Origin of the sequence: Burkholderia sp. WSM2230 (assembly GCF_000472445.1) — a bacterium.
Lineage (GTDB): Bacteria > Pseudomonadota > Gammaproteobacteria > Burkholderiales > Burkholderiaceae > Paraburkholderia.
In genome coordinates, this window is sequence record NZ_AXAJ01000009.1 from 176,383 (window position 1) to 193,729 (window position 17,347).

Genomic DNA, 17,347 nt, shown 5'->3' on the forward strand with positions numbered 1-17,347 from the left:
TATGCGACTCACGAGCATTATGAACAAGCCGGTTTTGCCCCTCACGTATGAGCAACTCGATCACTGGATCGAATCGCTGCAGCCCACGTTGCTCGCCGAAGGTTTTGCGATGGCAATCGGCATTCTGCGCGGCGGCGCGCCGCTCGCGCTGATGGTTTCGCATTCGGCTGGCGCGCCGGTTGCGTTCCTGCGCTACGATCGCGCGGCGCGCAAGGTTGCGTGGGACTCGACGCTGCCTGTCCCGCCGGCCGGTTCGAAAGTGCTGCTCTGCGAGGACATTGCGGGCCGCGGCTTCACGCTGGTCGATTGCATCGCGTTCCTTCAGCAGCATGGGCTCGTGGTGAAGACGCTGACCGGCGCGGTCGACGATCTTAGCCGCACGCAGCCCGATTACGCGATCGACGCGCGCGGCTACTTCGCGCTATTTCCGTGGGAGCGCCAGGCCTACACGCAGCGTTATCGCGACGACTGGGCGCGCGTGGAAGCCGGCGAAGCGGCCGCGATGGCGGACGACCACCACTACGCGACCTACGCGATCGATCTCGACGGCATTCTGCTTCCCGACGTGCCGCTCGCGCGCTATGACGAAGATCTCGCCGCCGCGCTCGCCGAACGCGACGCGCTGCTGCCCTTCGAGGTGCTGCCGGGCATCGACCTGCAACGCGTGCGCACGATCATCACAGGGCGGCCAGAAATGGACCGAGCGCGCACCGAGGCCTGGCTCGGGCGGCATGGCTTCGGCCACATGCAACTGGTGATGCGCGTGCCGGGCACGCACGACGAAAGTCCAGCGGGCGCTGCTGCGCACAAGGCAGCCGCGGCGCTCGCGGGCGGCGTTACGCATTTCGTCGAAAGCGATCCGGTGCAGGCCTTGCTGATCGCGCAACAAGCGCCGCTTCTGCGCGTGATCTGGTGGGATGCGCGCACGCGCACCGGCATGCTGGTCGGCGCGCGCGCGTGGGTTTGAGCCCGGGTCTGAGCGCGTGGGTCCAAGCGGCTGGGCAGGAGCGCGTGAGTCTGAGCGGCTGGGCAGGAGCGCGTGGTCATGCACGCGCATCAGGCTTCGCGCGCCTCCGCGGTTTCCTTGCGCTCCTTCGCGTCGCGCAGATGCAGATGACGCGCAGCACGCTGCGAGGCCACGATGATCAGCTTCATCGTCGCGCGCGTCGCGCCGACAAACAGCTTGCGCGCGATACGTTCGTCGAATGCATCGAAATCAACTTCGGTGAGAATCACGCACGGTGCCGCCTGCCCCTTGAAACGGTAGATGGACTCGAACAGTACGTCGCCCTCACGATATTCCGGATTGCCAAACAAATCGTATTTGCCGGTGAAGCTACGCAGCCGGTGCGGGCCGAGATGATCCTGCGCGGTCATCACGGAGCCCTCGCGTCCGCGAAACGACAGCACCGCGATGTCCTGCTTCCGAAATCCGAGCGACAGCGCCTGCGTGATGGCGCGCTTGGTGGCTTCTGTGGCGGCCTCGGCGGCGTTCGCTTCGTCGTAGACGGAAACGGAAATGTCCGAGCCGTCGAACGGACTGCCCGAGGCCAGCGCTGCCGCGCTCGGCACCGAAGTGCCGACCACCTCCCGCACGTAATCGAGAATGTCGCGCGGGCTGCGGTAGTTGGTGGTTTCCTTGAGCGTGGTCCAGCCGGGCAGCGCGACCGGCTCGCGCATATACAGATTCTGCAGCGGATCTTCGAGCCACCACCACGCGGCGCCGGGGCGCAGCAGGCGCTCGAGCGCGGCGACCCACGGTTCCTGAAAGTCCTGCCCTTCGTCGACGATCAGCACGTCGAATTGCCAGCGCGCGTCGATGGGCGCTTCGGCGAACATCGCCTCGAGCTGATCGAACACCTGGCCCGATTCGAAATCGGGCTGACGGCCCGCGTCGCGCGCAATCCAGTCGCACAGTTGATGGTAGTTCGCGACCTTCGCCTCGGGCGGCGCGACGCGCGCGATGTGATCGGCCAGCGGCCGGTTGAAACACACATACAACGGACGCTGGCCGCGCGCGGCCGCGTCTTTCATCACCTGCACGGCGAGTTGCGTCTTACCGGAACCGGCCGTGCCGATCACACGCAGGCGGAACGGCGAAAACTCGAGCCGCCGCGCCCACGTTGCAAGGCCGCCCGCGAGCCGCGTGACGAGCGTGCCCGCCTGGCCGACGAGCGCGCTGGCATCGGGCGTGAGCGCGAGTTCATCGGCAAGAAAGTGATGGATTTTCGACGCGCACGGCAGGCGCGGCTCGTCGGCCCGCAACGCTTCGCGAATCACGGCGGCCAGCCGGTCACGCCGGGTCGCGTCGACGATGCGCGCGGGGTTCACGCCGGCAATCGCGGCGTCTTTCACGATGTGGTCGGGGCAGTACAGAAGCTCTTCGATGAAATACGTGCCCGCGCCGAACGCCGCGGTAAAGCGCCGGTGCAAACCTTCAATGGTGTGCGCGAGCGCAATCGCCACGTTGCGTTCGGTTTGCAGATAGACCTTCACGAGCCCCTTCGGCGTTTCGCGCAGAAAACCCGTTTTCTGTTCGACGATCATCACGCGTCCGGCTGGACTGACGATCACGAAGTCGGCCTCGCCGAACACGGAGAAGTTCTGGTTCAGCCGCGTCCAGTGCACACCGTGATAGACGGTGTAGTTCTCGGGCAGCGCCTTTTCGAGCAGCGCCAGGGTCTCGCGTTCGCGCGCCGCCGCGCCGGTGGCTGCGAGGCTCTTCCAGTCGTCGGGGACAATGCGGGCCATGCGGTGCCTCGTCGTGATTCGGTGCGCTCATTGTACGCAACGCATGGCGTGCGGGGATGCAAACGCACGGGATCGTGTATCGTTACTGGTTGAACGCCGCGCGAGGCGCGGCTTGCCAATTGTCGATAAAAGGGATTGACTGGATGATTACGATCTGGGGACGCACGAACTCAGTCAACGTGCAAAAAGTTTTGTGGTGCTGCGATGAACTGGTGCTGCCGTATGAGCGCATCGACGCGGGCCTGCAATTCGGGCGCAACAACGAACCCGCCTATCTTTCGATGAACCCGACCGGCAAGATTCCCACGCTGGTCGACGACGGCTTCGTGCTGTGGGAATCGAATTCGATCTTGCGGTATCTGGCGCTGCAATATGGCGCGGCGAGCCCGCTGTATCCCGCCGAACCGAGACTGCGCGCGAGCATCGACCGTTGGCTGGACTGGTCACTCTCCACGCTGCAGCCGGCGGAACGGCCCGTATTCTGGACGCTCGTGCGCACGCCGCCTGAACAGCGCGACGCGGCGAAGCTGGCCGAAGACGTCCACAACGTGACTGCGCTGTGGCGCCTGCTCGACACGCATTTGCAAGGCCGCTTCTTTCTGGAAAGCGACAAGTTCACGCTGGCCGATATCGTAATCGGCGCGTATGCGAAACGCTGGTTCGGTCTGGACGGCATCGAGCGTCCGCCGCTGCCGAGTCTCGAGCGTTGGTATTCGCGCATCGCCACGCGTTCGGGGTTCAAGAAATACGTCGACTTTCCGTTGACGTGATTTTGAGCGGTCCTGTGTCAGCGACAACGCCGCTGCACACTGCGCAGCGAGCCGCGGGCAGCAACAGGGCATTGGCCTTTATAATCGCTCCATGAAGAACGCCAAGCCCACCGCGAACGCCACACGCTCGACCATTCCCGCGAAAACGGATCAGGCCGCCGCTGTCGCCCAGGCGCATGCGCACGCGCATGCCCAAGCACACGCGCCGGGGCACAGGCATGGCGAGTCGGCCGAAGCCGCGCTCGCTCTCGCGGAAGAATACTGCCGCGAACGCGGCGAAAAACTCACGCCGATCCGCCGCAAAGTCCTGGAGCTGCTGCTGAACTCGGGGCGCGCAACCAAAGCGTATTCGCTGCTCGACGAAATGCGCCAGATTCACCCCGGCTCCGCGCCGCCCACGGTGTATCGCGCGCTGGACTTTTTGCTGTCCGCGGGACTGGTGCATCGGATAGAGTCGATCAACGCGTTCACGGTCTGCCACGACCTCACGCAATGCCAGCACGGCATCCTCGTGGTCTGCCAGCAGTGCGGCAACGTGACTGAACTGCATCAGCCGAAACTGCGCCAGGCGCTTATCGCCCAGATCGAAGACGCCGGCTACCGCGTCGCCAGCGACGAAATCGAATTGAAGGGATTGTGTTCCGCGTGTCAGGCGGCAGAAGCCGCCGCGTTGGCCGCAGCAAAGGCGGGAGCGACGGCGCCCGGCGCCGTGAAATAAGCGTGGCCGACTGTCGCCGCGGCGCAAAGCTTTGCCTGGGTCACGCGGCATAGCGCAGCGGCGCCAGGTGATGGGCTGGGCTCAAGGCGCCGGTTGCTGCGTTCACTGTGCCGCGGGCTGGGCTCAAGGCGCCTCGGTACTGCGTTCACTGCGCTGCGGGCCGTACAGAACGCGCCGCAAACGTGCGCAAGGCCCTCGGGCTACACTCAACGCGCCGCGCGTGCGCCAATGGCGTCGTGCAACAAGGTCACCAGATCCTCGGGCAAGGCCGGTTTCGTCATGAAATGCTGGAACCCCTCGCCGATACTTCGCAGACGGTAAGCGTCGTCGGTATGGCCCGTCAGCGCTACGGCCACCGAAGGCGTGTGATCGCCGCGAATCTCGTGATCACGCAGACGCTGGATCAGGTAGAAGCCGTCCATGGCGGGCAGTTCGAGGTCGCATACCACCGCATCGGGCAGCAGCCGGACCGCCGCTTCGACACCCTCCTCCGCATCCGCCACCGCAACGACGTTTGCGCCTTCCGCTTCGAGCAACAAGGTCAGCGATTCCCGGCTGTCCGGGTCGTCTTCTACGAGCACGATCGTGGCCTGATCGAGTCTCAATGCTCCGTTCATCTTCTGTTGTTGCTCTAAAAATCCGGTTAGGCCGTCAGGCTTGGCCAGGGTGTCACTCTGCTGCTTATGCTGTTGATTCTGTTTGCCGCCGGTTTGCGCGGCCGCGATGTTGCTGTTCATGGTTCCGACTCGATTTCATGTGCCGAGTTGCAGGAGAGCGGACGATTGTAAACAAAGCCCCCTGCCACGCGCGCACCATAACGCGCCAAAATTGCACGCCAATGAAAAAACGGCTCACGGTGGCCCTGTTCACGGCAACCGGCGCCGGCACCCGGTTCGCCGCGGCCACTCGTGCGATGCATTGCACATCGCGCGCCGCCGCAGCTTCTTTGCGTCTTTCCTGCACAGATTTTTCTGGGACACCGCGCAGCCCCGTCGCGCGGCGTTCGCATTCATGCCATGGGTAGCACGTTATGTGCCGCGCATCGGGATGCCATGAAGATGAGAGCCGATTGACCGCTAACGGCTTTGACCGGTTTTATGGAGCTTTCTTCGGACCAATTCCTTGCGTGAGCAGCGCAACCGCGTGACGGGCGATTTCTTCCTCGCCTGGCTGACGGCGTTTGGGATCGCCGCGCCATAGCTTCGACGTAGCGAGAGGCAAGACCGTCAGGCCAAGCAGCGTGACGAACATCAGCGACGGCTCGAGCGCCGCATTCAGATAGCCTTCTTTCTGCCACCGTTCGATGGCGGCAAGCGACATCTTCTGATTCGAGTCGCCGAAACGTTCGTGCATGCGCTGACGCAGGAGCCCGCTGTCGCTGATGACTTCGCGCACCCATAACGACGGAAACCATGGATGCGCCACCGCGGCCCGCACCATCCGCTGCGCCAGTTGCGTGATGGCCGCGACCGGATCGTCCGCATGCTCGTGCAAGGGCACGCCGAGACTGGCGCGCAACGGGCCGATGCGTTCGTCGATCAGCACGTCGAGCAACTGATCGCGCGTCTTGAAGTAGTAATGCATCATGGCCGGCGTGAAACCGGCCTCGCGGGCAATCTCGCCGAGCGTCGTATCGACGATTCCCTGACGGGCGAACAGTTCGAGCGCCGCGTCAAGCAGACGGCTGCGCTGCTCCGCTCCCCGCGCCGCACCCGAAGGGCGGCCTGGCCGCCTTACCGTGCCCTCGTGTGGCTCGGCGCCTGTGGCTGCGGGCGCTGCGACTTCAGCCGCGAGACTCGCGCCGCGCTTCACGCTCTTGCGTGCTTTGGCCGCAGCCGCCTTGCCGGCCGACGCTTTCACACCGCTCTGCTTCTTACCCACCGACGGGATCTTTGCCATTGCTCTCATTTGACGTGCGACCAGATGTCGCATATATTAATCTCCGAGTTAATTAATTTCAACACACGGCCGCCATGCAACAGTCGACCCTCACGCAACCTCAGCGCCTGCTCAACGGCGATCCTCCCGCCACCGCGGAGCAAGGCGCGGAGCAAAGCGCGCATGTGCACCATCAGCCGGAGGCGCCCGCCGGCCATCCGCCGATTCGCCTGTTGTTTCCCGCGCTGCTGCTCGTCATGCTGCTTGCCGCGCTCGACCAGACCATTGTGTCGACGGCGTTGCCGACCATCGTCGGCGAACTGGGCGGCCTCAACAATCTGTCCTGGGTCGTGACCGCTTACCTGCTCAGCTCGACCATTGTCGTGCCGCTCTACGGCAAGCTCGGCGATCTGTTCGGACGCAAGATCGTGCTGCAAGCGGCGATCGGACTCTTTCTCGTAGGCTCCGCGTTATGCGGCATCGCGCAGGACATGACGCAGCTGATCGTGTTGCGTGCCTTGCAAGGACTCGGCGGCGGCGGCCTGCTTGTTGTGACAATGGCCGCAATCGCAGATGTTATTCCGCCTGCCGAGCGTGGCCGCTATCAGGGCGTGTTCGGCGGCGTGTTCGGTCTGGCCACGGTGATCGGCCCGCTGCTCGGCGGTTTTCTCGTCGAGCACCTCACGTGGCGCTGGATCTTCTACATCAACCTGCCGCTTGGAATCGTTGCGCTCGCCGTGATCGGCGCGGTGTTCAAGCCGCATGTGCGTCACGTGAAGCACACCATCGACTATATGGGCGCCGCGTTTCTGGCGGGCGCGCTCACCTGCATCATCCTGTTCACGAGCGAGGGCGGCACGATCCTGCCGTGGGCGTCGCCGCAACTGTGGCTCACGCTGGGCATGGGGCTCGTTGCGATCTGGGGTTTTATCCATGAAGAGCGCAGCGCCGTTGAGCCGCTCATGCCGCTCGAACTCTTCAGGCAACGCACGTTTGTGTTGAGTAGTCTGATCGGCTTTATCGTCGGCGTGTCGATGTTCGGCGCCGTCACCTTTCTGCCGCTTTATCTTCAGGTGGTAAAGGGCGCGACGCCGACACAAGCCGGCATGCAGATGCTCCCGATGATGGGCGGCCTCTTCGTCATGTCGATGGTGACTGGCCGCGCAATCGGCAAGCTTGGCCGTTATCGCATGTTCCCGATTGCCGGCACTCTGCTCGTGGCGGTTGCGATGTTGCTGCTGGCGCGCTTGCAGCTCGATACGCCGACTCATGTGATGTATCTCTACATGGGCATTCTCGGTTGCGGCCTCGGCATGGTAATGCAGGTGCTGATACTCGCCGTGCAAAACACCGTGGATTTCAGGCATGTCGGTGTGGCCACCTCGGGCGCCACGCTGTTCCGCTCGATCGGCGGTTCGGTTGGCGTGGCCGCGTTCGGCGCCGTGTTCTCGAATGGCCTCGCCGCGCGGCTCGAGAAGCTGATTCCAGCCGGCACCGAATTGCCGCACGCGCTCGGGCCTGCGGCGATCCGCGAGTTGCCCGACGCGCTGCGGGCCGACTATCTGGAGGCTTTCGCGGGTGCGCTGCATACGGTGTATCTGTCTGCGGCTTGCGTCGTGCTGATCGCGTTCGCCCTCGCGTGGTTCCTCAAGGATCATCCTCTACGTAAACACTGATCGCGTTGCACTTCGTTGCTCGGGCGCCTACGCAGACATCGACTGCATGCGCCCGGCATTCATCCTCGAGCGGCGCGCCATAGCATAAAAAAAGCGGCGCGCGTTCGTCTTCCTGACATGCACGATCATTCGTCCTACCTGGTAATGTGCGGTAGCGCACATAACATAGGGTCGATCGTCCATTGACGCGCGTCTCGAAACGCCACATATTGAAAACGACGGCACGCAAGCGTCGCTTGCCTGCCCGGACTCTCTGGCGCATGTAGATCGCAGTTTCCGCGGACGACCACACCGCCTCAAACGCGATCGGGAGCATGCCGTAACGGCATTGTTTTCCACAGGTGGAGCCACAGCATGTCCACTCAGACCTTAGCTGGCCATCAGTTTCCGACACCCTGCAAACGATGTGGCGGCGCGCTGTACCGGCAGCTCGAACATTGCCCGTATTGCGGCGCTGTTCATCCACTCGACGACGAGGCGCCCGCGCGCAGTGCGTTGCACGAGAGCCGGACAAGCACGCTCAAGATGTCGACGTTGCACGACAGCTTCACGGCGTCGGCGTTCGCCGAGCCGGACTTCCCTGGCGGCGCGCTGCATGCGGGGTTGAATCTCGCTCCCGCCGCAGCGCTTCACACGTCGCCTTCGCCACTAGTCGCGCCCGACACCTCGTTGATGCCTGTCATCGACACAGACAGAGGCGAACTCGCGCATCGCACGAGTCTGCACCTGCGTCACGTGCTGCTTGCGAGCGCCGCGGTTGTCGCCGCGGGCCTGGCCTATGTCGGCTATGCGCTATTGAGCGAGAGCCGCGATCTGCATTACAGCAGCGGTGAGCAAGCCGCCGAAACAGCGCAGAATGCGAGAACGGCGACGGGCGCCATCGCACGATACTCGCCCGAGCAGGCGGCCGAGTCGCGTCTCGCAGTTGTCCCTGGCAAGTCCATCGGCGCCGGCAGCGTGCGAAACACCCCGCAGGCAGTACCGGCGACTGTGCCGATAGTGGTAGCCGCAGCCCAACCCGCCGCGCCGCAATTCCACGATGCCGCGCAAGCCGTGCAGGCGGCCCGGACGGCATTCGCCGTCAACGATCTCAGCGCGGCGCAAGCCGCTCTGTCCGCCGTGCAAGTGCTGCAGCCGGACAACGACGAGGCCCAGGCCCTCGCCGCCAGGCTCAAGCCCTTGACCGCGCGCCGCGACGCCGCGTTGCTCGCTGCGCAACTGTGCACCGATCAGCAATCGTGGCCGTGCGCTCGCGAGCATGCGAATGAGGCGCTCGCGCTCGACACCGGCAGTGATCCGGCGAAAACGATTCTTGAGCGCGTGATTCGCGAGACCGGCTGGGCGCCGCTTAGCGCTCAAACAACGACCAGCGCAAAGATCGCCGGCCAAGTCGCCAAACAATGATCTGGATACCGAATTAAATTGAAACGGACCGGGTTGTTGTTCTACCCTGACCAAACAGGTGCGAACCATGCTGAACAAACTTCTGATGGGATGGCTTGGAGCGATGCTGCTCCTCGCGTCTTCGCTGAGCAGCGCCGAACCCGCGCACTACAAGATAGTAACCGGCCCGGAACGAGGCACCTACATCCAGATCGGCCAGGACCTGTCCAAATGGGTGGCGCAGCCAGCGGGCATCGATCTGTCCGTGGTCGCATCCAAGGGCTCGGCCGAGAATGTGCAGCGCATGAGATATGAGCCCGGCGTAAAGCTCGCTCTCGTGCAGTCGGACGTCTATCAGGCGTATATCGACATGGCCAACTCCGGCAATCCCGACGCCGGTACGGCGATTCGTCCACTGCGCCTCATCATGCCGCTCTATGACGAGGAGATAAACGTCGTGGTGCGCGCAGACTCGCCGCTAAAGACTTTGGGCGACATCAAGGACAAAACGATCAGCGTCGGCCTGCTCGGCAGCGGTACCGCGCAGTCGGCGACCACGCTTTATCGCCTGATGTTCGGCCAGCCGATTCCGGAGCAGAACGTCCAGCATCTAAGCAACGAGGACGCGCTCGCCGCGCTGATCGTCAAGAAAGTGGATGTCGCGATCATCGTCGTAGGACAGCCGGCAAAACTGTTCAACGACATGAACCCGGAGCTGTTGCAACAGATCCGTCTGCTAAGAGCCGATTCCGCCGCGCCCGAAACGGCCCGCGCAAAACAGACCTATTTCCCGGCCACGATCCGCGCGACCAGCTATCCAAACTGGCTGAAAGAAGATGTCCCCACCCTGACGGTCAAAGCCTTCCTCGTCACTTACGACTACGGTCTGCGCGATACCGTCGGCAATCTGAATCACTTCGCCGACTCCCTTTGCGCGAACTTCGACAATCTGCAGGAACATGGGCACCCGAAGTGGAAACAGGTGAAGCTCGAACTGCCTACGCTGGTGCGCGGCTGGAAATATTATCCGCCGGTGGAGAAGCATTTACGCGCGTGTCTCGCGAACAGGAGCGCGAACGTCAACGCGGCGGCGCAGGTCGCGCAAAAGGCACGCAGCAGCTGCTCTAATCAGGAACGGCTGCTTTTGCTGTGCAAATGAGGTTGGGCAGGTGGACTGGTGAACGCGTGCGCGGAGGCGCAGAGAGCACGCATCACGCGCGGGCGATCGCGGACCAGGGCAAGACAGGCGCTGTTACACGCGCTCGCTGCGTACGGCAGCGCTTTCCATCGCCCGCTGCAAGGTCTCATACACTTTCGGCCGATTGCATTGCGACACGTTAAAGCGCAAGTAACCCGTTGCCGACTGCGACACGCTGAACACGTTGCCCGGCGCGAACACGACATTTGCGGCCAACGCGTGGCGCGCGATGTCGGCGGCATCCAGCGAATCCGGTAGACGCGCCCACACGAACATGCCGGCGCGCGGCCGGGTCCATACGTCAAGGCCGGCGTAGGCGAGGCGCCGCATGGTCTCGCCCATTGCATCCGCGAGCTTCGCGCGCATCGACTCCAGATGGCGCCGGTAAGTGCCGTCCACCAGCAAGCGATGCACGACACTGGCCGTCAGCTGTCCGTTGCCGAACGACGTCGCGAGTTTCAGGTCGGTCAGCGGCTCGATCCACTCGGCGCGCGCGGCGATATAGCCGCAACGCGCCGCCGCGGAAAGCGTTTTCGAAAAGCTGCCGATCGACACCACGCGCGTAAGCCCGTCGAACGCCGCGAGACGCGGGGCGGCTTCGTCTTCGAAGTCGGCGAAGATATCGTCCTCCACCACAATCAGATTGTGTTCGCCTGCAAGCTTCAGCAGCCGATGCGCGACAGCCGGCGCGAGCGTCGCGCCGGTCGGGTTATGAATCGCGGAATTGGTCACATAAAGCCGTGGACGGTGCGCGATCAGCGCCCGCTCGAAGGCTGCGAGATCCGGACCGGACGGCGTGTAAGGCACCCCGACGATGCGCGCCCGATGCGCCCGCAGCAGCGCCTGAAAGTTGAAATAGCATGGGTCGTCGATCAACACCGTGTCGCCCGGTTCGAGCAGGAAACGGCACACGAGGTCGAGCGCGTGAGTTCCGCCGTCGGTCAGCACGATCTGCTCGGGCGGCGCCTCCACGCCGTGTTGCGCGAGCCGCCACGCGAGCTGCTGGCGCAGCGCGGGCAAGCCGTACGGATTCGCGTAATCGGCAAGTGGCGACTGCGGATCGCGCGCTACCGCTCGCAGCGCGCGGCGCACGCCGTCCTCTGGCAGCCATGACGCCGGCATCCAGCCGCAACCCGGCTTGAGCACCTTCAGGCTCGACTGCAACGACTGGCGCGTGAGCCACAGCGGATCGACCTCGCGATCGAGACGCGGCCCGAGATCGGCAAGCGCGAGCGGCGGTGCATGACCCGACACGAAAAATCCCGAGCCGCGCCGCGCGACAATCACCCCTTCGGCAACGAGCCGGTCGTAGGCCTCGACCACCGTCGACTTCGACACGCGGAGCGCCTCCGTCATCACGCGGATGGACGGCACGCGCGCACCGGGCATCAGCGAGCGGCTGGCAATGCGTTCGCGCAGATTGTCCATGACGATGCCGACTCGCGTGCCCTGTGACTTGTCAACCGGCTGGTCTTGACCACTTTCGCCCATCTGTACTGCTCCTTCGTCGGTACAGTTTGCATGAATTGTACTGATGCGTAGCTTAACCTTTCCGCGCGGCAAGCGGATGCTATAGGCTTCATTTCAATGCGCACGGACGTTTCCCGATGGACAAGACGACAAACGGCTGGCTGAGCGGCCTCATAGGGGTGTTCATTTTCAGCGGCTCGCTGCCGGCTACCCGCATTGCAGTGCAAGGGCTGGATCCAGTGTTCCTCACGGTCGCGCGCGCGACCATCGCGGGCACGCTGGGGCTTGCGCTGCTGCTCGTGTTCCGCGAGGCGCGTCCCGCGCGTCGCGACGTCGTTCCCCTCGTGGTGGTCGCGCTCGGCGTGGTGGTGGGCTTCCCGCTGCTGACCGCGCTTGCGCTGCGCCACGTCAGCTCGGCGCACGCGATTGTCTTCGTCGGCCTGCTGCCGCTTGCCACCGCTATCTTCGGCGTGCTGCGCGGCGGCGAGCGCCCGCAAGCGGCGTTCTGGTTGTTCTCGGCGCTCGGCAGCGGCGCAGTGGTCGCCTTCGCGATGCGGCACGGCATCGCCGCGTCCCCGGTAGGCGACGCGCTGATGCTTGCCGCGATCGTCGCGTGCGGACTCGGTTATGCGGAAGGCGCACGGCTTTCGCGGCATCTCGGCGGCTGGCAGGTCATTTCGTGGGCGCTGGTGCTGTCGCTTCCCCTCATGCTTCCGCTGGCGTGGTGGACCCGGCCTGCGTCGTTCGAGGGCATCAGCCATGCGGCGCTGTGGGGGCTCGCTTACGTGTCGCTGTTCAGCATGCTGATCGGCTTCGTGTTCTGGTATCGCGGGCTCGCGCTCGGCGGGATCGCTGGCGTCGGCCAGTTGCAATTGCTGCAGCCGTTTTTTGGACTGCTGCTCGCGGGCCTGCTGCTGCATGAACAGGTGCCGCCTTCGATGATCGCGGTCACTGTCGCGGTAGTGGCCTGCGTGGCCGGCGCGCGGCGCTTCTCAAAGGCGGCGCCCGCACGGCCTGCTGGCTGACCCGCGCGACGATTGCGCGACTATTGCGCGACAACCATTATTGACCGGCTTCAAATTCGCGCGCGCTGCGGGCATAGTCAAAAGGTATCGTCGGAAGAACCGATACCACGGCTGAGAGGCCGCTTTTGGACTACGTTATGAGCACAACCCGCCCTGCGTCCGCCGGCCCGGACATCGACATGCATGCCAGCGGCGCTTCGCCGGCAGCCGCCGCGCAAGCCGCCCCGCTAGCTGCTCCGGAAACCGCACCGTCAGCCGTCGAGCAAGCCGCCTCGCCCGCCCCCGCCCTGATCCGCGACGCCACCGAAGCCGACCTGCCCGCCATCCAGGCCATTTACGCGCACCACGTGCTGACCGGCGTCGCGTCGTTCGAGGAAGTCCCGCCTTCCGTCGACGATCTGCGCGCCCGGCTCGCGTCGGTGCGCAGTCATGGCCTGCCGTACATGGTCGCCGAGATCGACGGCGAGGTCGCCGGCTATTGCTACGCGACGCCTTATCGCCCACGCGCCGCGTATCGCCACACCGTTGAAGACTCGATCTACGTAAGCGACGCCTATCGCGGACGAGGCTTGGGCCGCGTGCTGCTGCAAGCGCTGATCGAACGATGCGAAGCCGGGCCCTGGCGCCAGATGGTCGCCGTCATCGCGGACGGCGGCAGCGGCGGGTCGCTGTCGCTGCATAAACAGTCAGGCTTCGAACTGACCGGCACCTTGAAGGCAGTCGGTTTCAAACATGGCCGCTGGCTCGACACCACACTCATGCAAAGAACCTTGGGTACGGGTTCTTCGACACCGCCGTCGCAGGACTCATAGCGTCGCGCATGAACGGCGCCGTGCTGGTCCGCCGTGGAGGCAGCGCGGTAAAATCGCCGACATGCCCAACACGCCGCCCCGCACCCCGCCTGCGCCCGACACCTCGAGCATGCCAACCGATCTAGCCGCCGGCATACCCGCGGACGCCGCGCCGCGCAACGAATACACCGTCGACGAACTCGCGCGCGTGAGCGACACCACCGTGCGCAACGTGCGCGCGTATCAGGACCGCGGCCTTCTCGCGCCACCTGAAAAGCGCGGCCGTGTCGGCGTGTACGACGACACGCACGTGTCGCGTCTGAAGCTGATCAATCATCTGCTGGCCCGCGGCTACACGCTCGCGAACATTCAGGATCTGATCAAGGCTGTCGACGAAGGGCACGATCTTCGCTCGATTCTCGGCCTCGAAACGGCGATCGGCGGACGCTGGTCGCGCGAGCATCCCAGGAAATATTCGCTGATCGAGCTGCTGCAGATGTTCGGCGACAAGGCCTCGCCGGCCGCACTCGCCAAAGCCGTCGATCTCGGCCTGCTCGAGCGCGACGGCCTGTCGTTCGTATCGGGCAGCCCCACGGCTCTCGCCGCGGGCGCGACGCTTGCGAAGGAAGGCATTCCACTTGCCGATCTGCTCGATGCCGTGGGCGCCGCGCGGCCGCATTTCAGCGCGGTCGCGAAGGCGCTCGTGGATCTGGTGGTTCGTCAGCTGGACCGCTACGATCCCGACGCGCTCCCGCCGCCCGCCGACGTGCCCGCCCTCGTCGACGCCATCTGGCGCGTTCGCCCGCTCGCGATGGTGCTGGTGGAAAGCGAAATGAATCGCGCGCTGGAGGAAGCGTCCGGCGATTACCTGGGCGATCGCGTCGCTGCAATCATGGCCAAAAAGCTCGGCGAATCCGCCGGGAATCCAGCATCGCCGCGCGCCGCCGGCAGGAAAAAGCCCTCGAAGCAGTAAGTTCGCGCGGCTCCAGACCATTTAACGAAAAAACCCAGCGCGGCTCTGTCCTAGAGTCAGGCGTCTAGACAGCCGCTTGCGTGGCCCGTTTTGAGCCCCTATCGTTACATCAACCAATGTAACAGTTAAGAGCGTAAAAACGGAGACGGCCGGATGAACGCACGCATGCCCAACGACGCCGCGGTGAACCGCGCGTCTCTTATCGAGACTGATATCGCCATTATCGGAACCGGCTTTGCGGGTCTCGGCATGGCGATTCGCTTGCGGCAAGCCGGCTTGACCGATTTCGTCATTGCCGAAAAAGCCGATGCTGTCGGCGGCACATGGCGCGACAACCACTACCCCGGTTGTGCATGCGATGTGCAATCGCACGTTTATTCGTTTTCCTTCGCGCCGAATCCGCGCTGGACGCGCATGTTCGCGCGCCAACCGGAAATTCGCGCGTACCTCGAGGACTGCACGCGGCGCTTTGGCGTCGAGCGTCATCTGCGTTTCGGCCACGAGCTGACGAGCGCCTTCTACGACGACGTGCGCCAGCGCTGGCATCTGAGCTTCGCCAACGGGCAGCAGTGGTCGGCGCGCGTGCTGATCTCGGCGATGGGCGGCCTCTCGCGCGCGGCGCTGCCCGATATTCCCGGCATCGACACATTCAAGGGCCGGGCATTTCATTCGCAGCACTGGGACCACGCTTATCCGCTCGACGGGAAACGCGTGGCCGTGATCGGCACGGGTGCAAGTGCGATCCAGTTCGTGCCGCAAATCGCGCCGCGCGTGGCGCACCTGACTCTATTCCAGCGCACGCCGCCATGGATCATGCCGAAGGCCGACCGCGCGGTGCGCCCCTTCGAACAGTGGCTATTCCGACACCTGCCGTTCACACAAAAGATCATGCGTTCGGCGCTGTACTGCATGCTCGAATCGCGTGCGCTAGGGTTCGCCGTTCATCCCTCGCTGATGAAGACCGCGCAGAAAGTGGCTGAGCGGCATCTGCGGCGCCAGGTGCGCGACCCGCAACTGCGCGCAACGCTTACGCCGAACTACACGATGGGCTGCAAGCGCATCCTGATCTCGAACGACTACTTTCCCGCTCTCTCGCGTGCGAATGTGAATGTGACCACGAGCGCAATCGAGCGCATCGAGGAAGACGCGGTCATCACGAGCGATGGTGTGCGTCATCCGGTCGACTGCCTGATCTTCGGCACGGGGTTCCAGGTCGCGGATCCGTTTCCGCGAGGCGTGGTTCGTGGGCGCGGCGGCGTCGATATTGTCGATACATGGCGCGACGGCGCGCATGCGTACCTCGGCACCACATTGCCTGGGTATCCGAACTTTTTCATGATCGTCGGTCCGAATACCGGCCTGGGACACAACTCGATGGTGTTCATGATCGAGTCACAGGTCGAATACATTCTGCGCGCGCTGAAGACGATGCAAAGCGAACGTGCCGAGGCAATCGAAGTTCGCCCGCACGTGGAGCACGCATACAACGAACAGATCCAGCAAAGACTTGGCCGCGCAATCTGGTCGACAGGCGGCTGCAAGAGCTGGTATCTCGATCCGCGAACCGGCAGGAACACTACGCTGTGGCCCGGCTTCGCCTACAAATTCCGCCAGGCCACAAGCACGTTCAGCATGGACGATTACTTCGCTTATTCCCCGGCGCCCCAGACAGCGAACGCGCATGCCGCCGCGCCACACGGCGCGCGCGTGCACGGCAACGCAGCGGCGTCGGCGGAAGCGAACTGAGATACGCATAACGACAAGGCAGTTCAGAGAGGAGGAGATAAAACCAATGAAGCATTTCACCGACAAGGTAGCCGCGATTACCGGTGCGGGCTCGGGCATGGGGCGCTCGCTCGCGATCCGGCTGGCGCGCGAAGGTTGCCACCTTGCGCTCGCGGACCGTAACGCGACGAGCCTCGAGGAGACCGCCCGCCTCGCAGACGCCGCCGCGCCACATATCGTGGGCGCGCCGCTTCTCATCACCACCGCCGTGTTCGACGTCTCGGACCGCAGCGCAATGTTCGCGTGGGCGGCCGAAACAGCCAGCCAACACGGGCGCGTGAATCTCGTCTTCAACAACGCCGGTGTTGCGCTGTCGAGCACCATTGAAGGGATGGATTACGCGGATCTCGAGTGGATCGTCGGTATCAACTTCTGGGGCGTCGTGCATGGCACGAAGGCGTTCCTGCCTCATCTGAAAGCATCTGGCGAAGGCCACATCGTCAATACGTCGAGCGTGTTCGGTCTCTTCGCGCAGCCAGGGATGAGCGGCTACAACGCGACCAAGTTCGCGGTGCGCGGCTTCACCGAAGCGTTGCGCCAGGAGCTCGACCTGATGAAATGCGGCGTGTCGGCAACGTGCGTGCATCCTGGCGGCATCCGCACCAGCATCGCACAGTCGAGCCGCATTGCGCCAAACATGGTCGGCTTCATGCTCGAAAACGAACAGCAGGGCAAGGACGACTTCGAGAAGTTCTTTATCACCACCGCCGACGAAGCTGCCCGCGTGATTCTGGACGGCGTGCGCAGAAACAGACGGCGCGTGTTGATCGGCCGCGATGCCCGCGCCGCCGACTGGCTCGCACGCACGCTGCCCGCCGCCTATCAGGCACTGGTCGTGCTGCAAACGCGGCGCATGAAGCACATGGCGGAAAAGCGCGCGCGGCGTGCGGCGCAACTGGCCGGCAAGCGTGCATGATGCAACGCGCCGC

At 64.2% G+C, this 17,347-nt stretch carries 15 protein-coding genes; 11 read left to right on the forward strand and 4 right to left on the reverse strand.

Annotated elements, in window-relative coordinates; genetic code table 11:
- Positions 1-19: 19 nt before the first annotated feature.
- Positions 20-967, forward strand: a complete 948-nt coding sequence (locus A3AC_RS0118880; RefSeq protein WP_025600807.1) for a phosphoribosyltransferase — start codon at positions 20-22, stop codon at positions 965-967.
- An 89-nt stretch (positions 968-1,056) separates the two neighbouring features.
- Here the strand turns inward: A3AC_RS0118880 and A3AC_RS0118885 are convergent, their stop codons facing one another.
- Positions 1,057-2,751: an ATP-binding domain-containing protein gene (locus A3AC_RS0118885; protein ID WP_025600808.1), complete on the reverse strand. Its 1,695-nt coding sequence runs from the start codon at positions 2,749-2,751 to the stop codon at positions 1,057-1,059.
- A gap of 143 nt (positions 2,752-2,894) precedes the next feature.
- Between A3AC_RS0118885 and A3AC_RS0118890 the strand changes: the two genes are divergently transcribed.
- Entirely contained in the window at positions 2,895-3,521 is a 627-nt protein-coding gene (locus A3AC_RS0118890; protein ID WP_025600810.1) for a glutathione S-transferase family protein, read from the forward strand.
- Positions 3,522-3,612: 91 nt separating this feature from the next.
- A complete protein-coding gene (locus tag A3AC_RS0118895; RefSeq protein WP_025600811.1) occupies positions 3,613-4,239 on the forward strand; it encodes a Fur family transcriptional regulator in 627 nt (208 codons plus the stop codon).
- A 206-nt stretch (positions 4,240-4,445) separates the two neighbouring features.
- Here A3AC_RS0118895 and A3AC_RS0118900 read toward each other — a convergent pair whose 3' ends face one another.
- Complete coding sequence (locus A3AC_RS0118900; RefSeq protein ID WP_025600813.1) at positions 4,446-4,976, reverse strand: response regulator; 531 nt, start codon at positions 4,974-4,976, stop codon at positions 4,446-4,448.
- A 358-nt stretch (positions 4,977-5,334) separates the two neighbouring features.
- Entirely contained in the window at positions 5,335-6,138 is an 804-nt protein-coding gene (locus A3AC_RS0118905; RefSeq protein WP_025600814.1) for a TetR/AcrR family transcriptional regulator, read from the reverse strand.
- A 74-nt stretch (positions 6,139-6,212) separates the two neighbouring features.
- On the opposite strand from A3AC_RS0118905, the gene A3AC_RS0118910 reads away from it, so the two are divergent.
- The 3 genes from A3AC_RS0118910 to A3AC_RS0118925 all read left to right on the forward strand — a co-directional run bounded on the left by A3AC_RS0118910 (position 6,213) and on the right by A3AC_RS0118925 (position 10,335).
- Positions 6,213-7,793 carry an MDR family MFS transporter gene (locus A3AC_RS0118910; protein WP_025600815.1) on the forward strand — a complete coding sequence of 527 codons (1,581 nt, stop codon included), beginning with the start codon at positions 6,213-6,215 and terminating at the stop codon, positions 7,791-7,793.
- 354 nt (positions 7,794-8,147) lie between these two features.
- Positions 8,148-9,197, forward strand: a complete 1,050-nt coding sequence (locus tag A3AC_RS0118920; protein WP_025600816.1) for a hypothetical protein — start codon at positions 8,148-8,150, stop codon at positions 9,195-9,197.
- Positions 9,198-9,264: 67 nt separating this feature from the next.
- A complete protein-coding gene (locus tag A3AC_RS0118925; RefSeq protein ID WP_025600817.1) occupies positions 9,265-10,335 on the forward strand; it encodes a TAXI family TRAP transporter solute-binding subunit in 1,071 nt (356 codons plus the stop codon).
- 93 nt (positions 10,336-10,428) lie between these two features.
- Here A3AC_RS0118925 and A3AC_RS0118930 read toward each other — a convergent pair whose 3' ends face one another.
- A complete protein-coding gene (locus A3AC_RS0118930) occupies positions 10,429-11,865 on the reverse strand; it encodes an aminotransferase-like domain-containing protein (RefSeq protein WP_025600818.1) in 1,437 nt (478 codons plus the stop codon).
- A 116-nt stretch (positions 11,866-11,981) separates the two neighbouring features.
- Between A3AC_RS0118930 and A3AC_RS0118935 the strand changes: the two genes are divergently transcribed.
- The 5 genes from A3AC_RS0118935 to A3AC_RS0118955 all read left to right on the forward strand — a co-directional run bounded on the left by A3AC_RS0118935 (position 11,982) and on the right by A3AC_RS0118955 (position 17,334).
- Complete coding sequence (locus A3AC_RS0118935) at positions 11,982-12,869, forward strand: DMT family transporter (protein WP_025600819.1); 888 nt, start codon at positions 11,982-11,984, stop codon at positions 12,867-12,869.
- A gap of 137 nt (positions 12,870-13,006) precedes the next feature.
- A complete protein-coding gene (locus A3AC_RS29335) occupies positions 13,007-13,681 on the forward strand; it encodes a GNAT family N-acetyltransferase (protein ID WP_025600820.1) in 675 nt (224 codons plus the stop codon).
- 61 nt (positions 13,682-13,742) lie between these two features.
- Positions 13,743-14,633 carry a MerR family transcriptional regulator gene (locus A3AC_RS0118945; protein WP_025600821.1) on the forward strand — a complete coding sequence of 297 codons (891 nt, stop codon included), beginning with the start codon at positions 13,743-13,745 and terminating at the stop codon, positions 14,631-14,633.
- A gap of 153 nt (positions 14,634-14,786) precedes the next feature.
- Positions 14,787-16,379 (forward strand): flavin-containing monooxygenase, encoded by a 1,593-nt coding sequence (locus A3AC_RS0118950; RefSeq protein ID WP_025600822.1) that lies wholly within the window; start codon positions 14,787-14,789, stop codon positions 16,377-16,379.
- A gap of 46 nt (positions 16,380-16,425) precedes the next feature.
- Positions 16,426-17,334 (forward strand): SDR family NAD(P)-dependent oxidoreductase, encoded by a 909-nt coding sequence (locus A3AC_RS0118955; protein WP_025600823.1) that lies wholly within the window; start codon positions 16,426-16,428, stop codon positions 17,332-17,334.
- Positions 17,335-17,347: the final 13 nt, after the last annotated feature.

Excerpts from the sequence above, each read along its gene's own strand:
- A3AC_RS0118900 (WP_025600813.1), bottom strand. The coding sequence starts at position 4,976 with ATGAACAGCAACATCGCGGCCGCGCAAACCGGCGGCAAACAGAATCAA.
- A3AC_RS0118930 (WP_025600818.1), bottom strand. The coding sequence starts at position 11,865 with ATGGGCGAAAGTGGTCAAGACCAGCCGGTTGACAAGTCACAGGGCACG.
- A3AC_RS0118955 (WP_025600823.1), top strand. The coding sequence starts at position 16,426 with ATGAAGCATTTCACCGACAAGGTAGCCGCGATTACCGGTGCGGGCTCG.
- A3AC_RS0118905 (WP_025600814.1), bottom strand. The coding sequence starts at position 6,138 with ATGGCAAAGATCCCGTCGGTGGGTAAGAAGCAGAGCGGTGTGAAAGCG.
- A3AC_RS0118895 (WP_025600811.1), top strand. The coding sequence starts at position 3,613 with ATGAAGAACGCCAAGCCCACCGCGAACGCCACACGCTCGACCATTCCC.
- A3AC_RS0118935 (WP_025600819.1), top strand. The coding sequence starts at position 11,982 with ATGGACAAGACGACAAACGGCTGGCTGAGCGGCCTCATAGGGGTGTTC.
- A3AC_RS0118885 (WP_025600808.1), bottom strand. The coding sequence starts at position 2,751 with ATGGCCCGCATTGTCCCCGACGACTGGAAGAGCCTCGCAGCCACCGGC.
- A3AC_RS0118890 (WP_025600810.1), top strand. The coding sequence starts at position 2,895 with ATGATTACGATCTGGGGACGCACGAACTCAGTCAACGTGCAAAAAGTT.
- A3AC_RS0118920 (WP_025600816.1), top strand. The coding sequence starts at position 8,148 with ATGTCCACTCAGACCTTAGCTGGCCATCAGTTTCCGACACCCTGCAAA.
- A3AC_RS0118925 (WP_025600817.1), top strand. The coding sequence starts at position 9,265 with ATGCTGAACAAACTTCTGATGGGATGGCTTGGAGCGATGCTGCTCCTC.
- A3AC_RS0118880 (WP_025600807.1), top strand. The coding sequence starts at position 20 with ATGAACAAGCCGGTTTTGCCCCTCACGTATGAGCAACTCGATCACTGG.
- A3AC_RS0118910 (WP_025600815.1), top strand. The coding sequence starts at position 6,213 with ATGCAACAGTCGACCCTCACGCAACCTCAGCGCCTGCTCAACGGCGAT.
- A3AC_RS29335 (WP_025600820.1), top strand. The coding sequence starts at position 13,007 with ATGAGCACAACCCGCCCTGCGTCCGCCGGCCCGGACATCGACATGCAT.
- A3AC_RS0118945 (WP_025600821.1), top strand. The coding sequence starts at position 13,743 with ATGCCCAACACGCCGCCCCGCACCCCGCCTGCGCCCGACACCTCGAGC.
- A3AC_RS0118950 (WP_025600822.1), top strand. The coding sequence starts at position 14,787 with ATGAACGCACGCATGCCCAACGACGCCGCGGTGAACCGCGCGTCTCTT.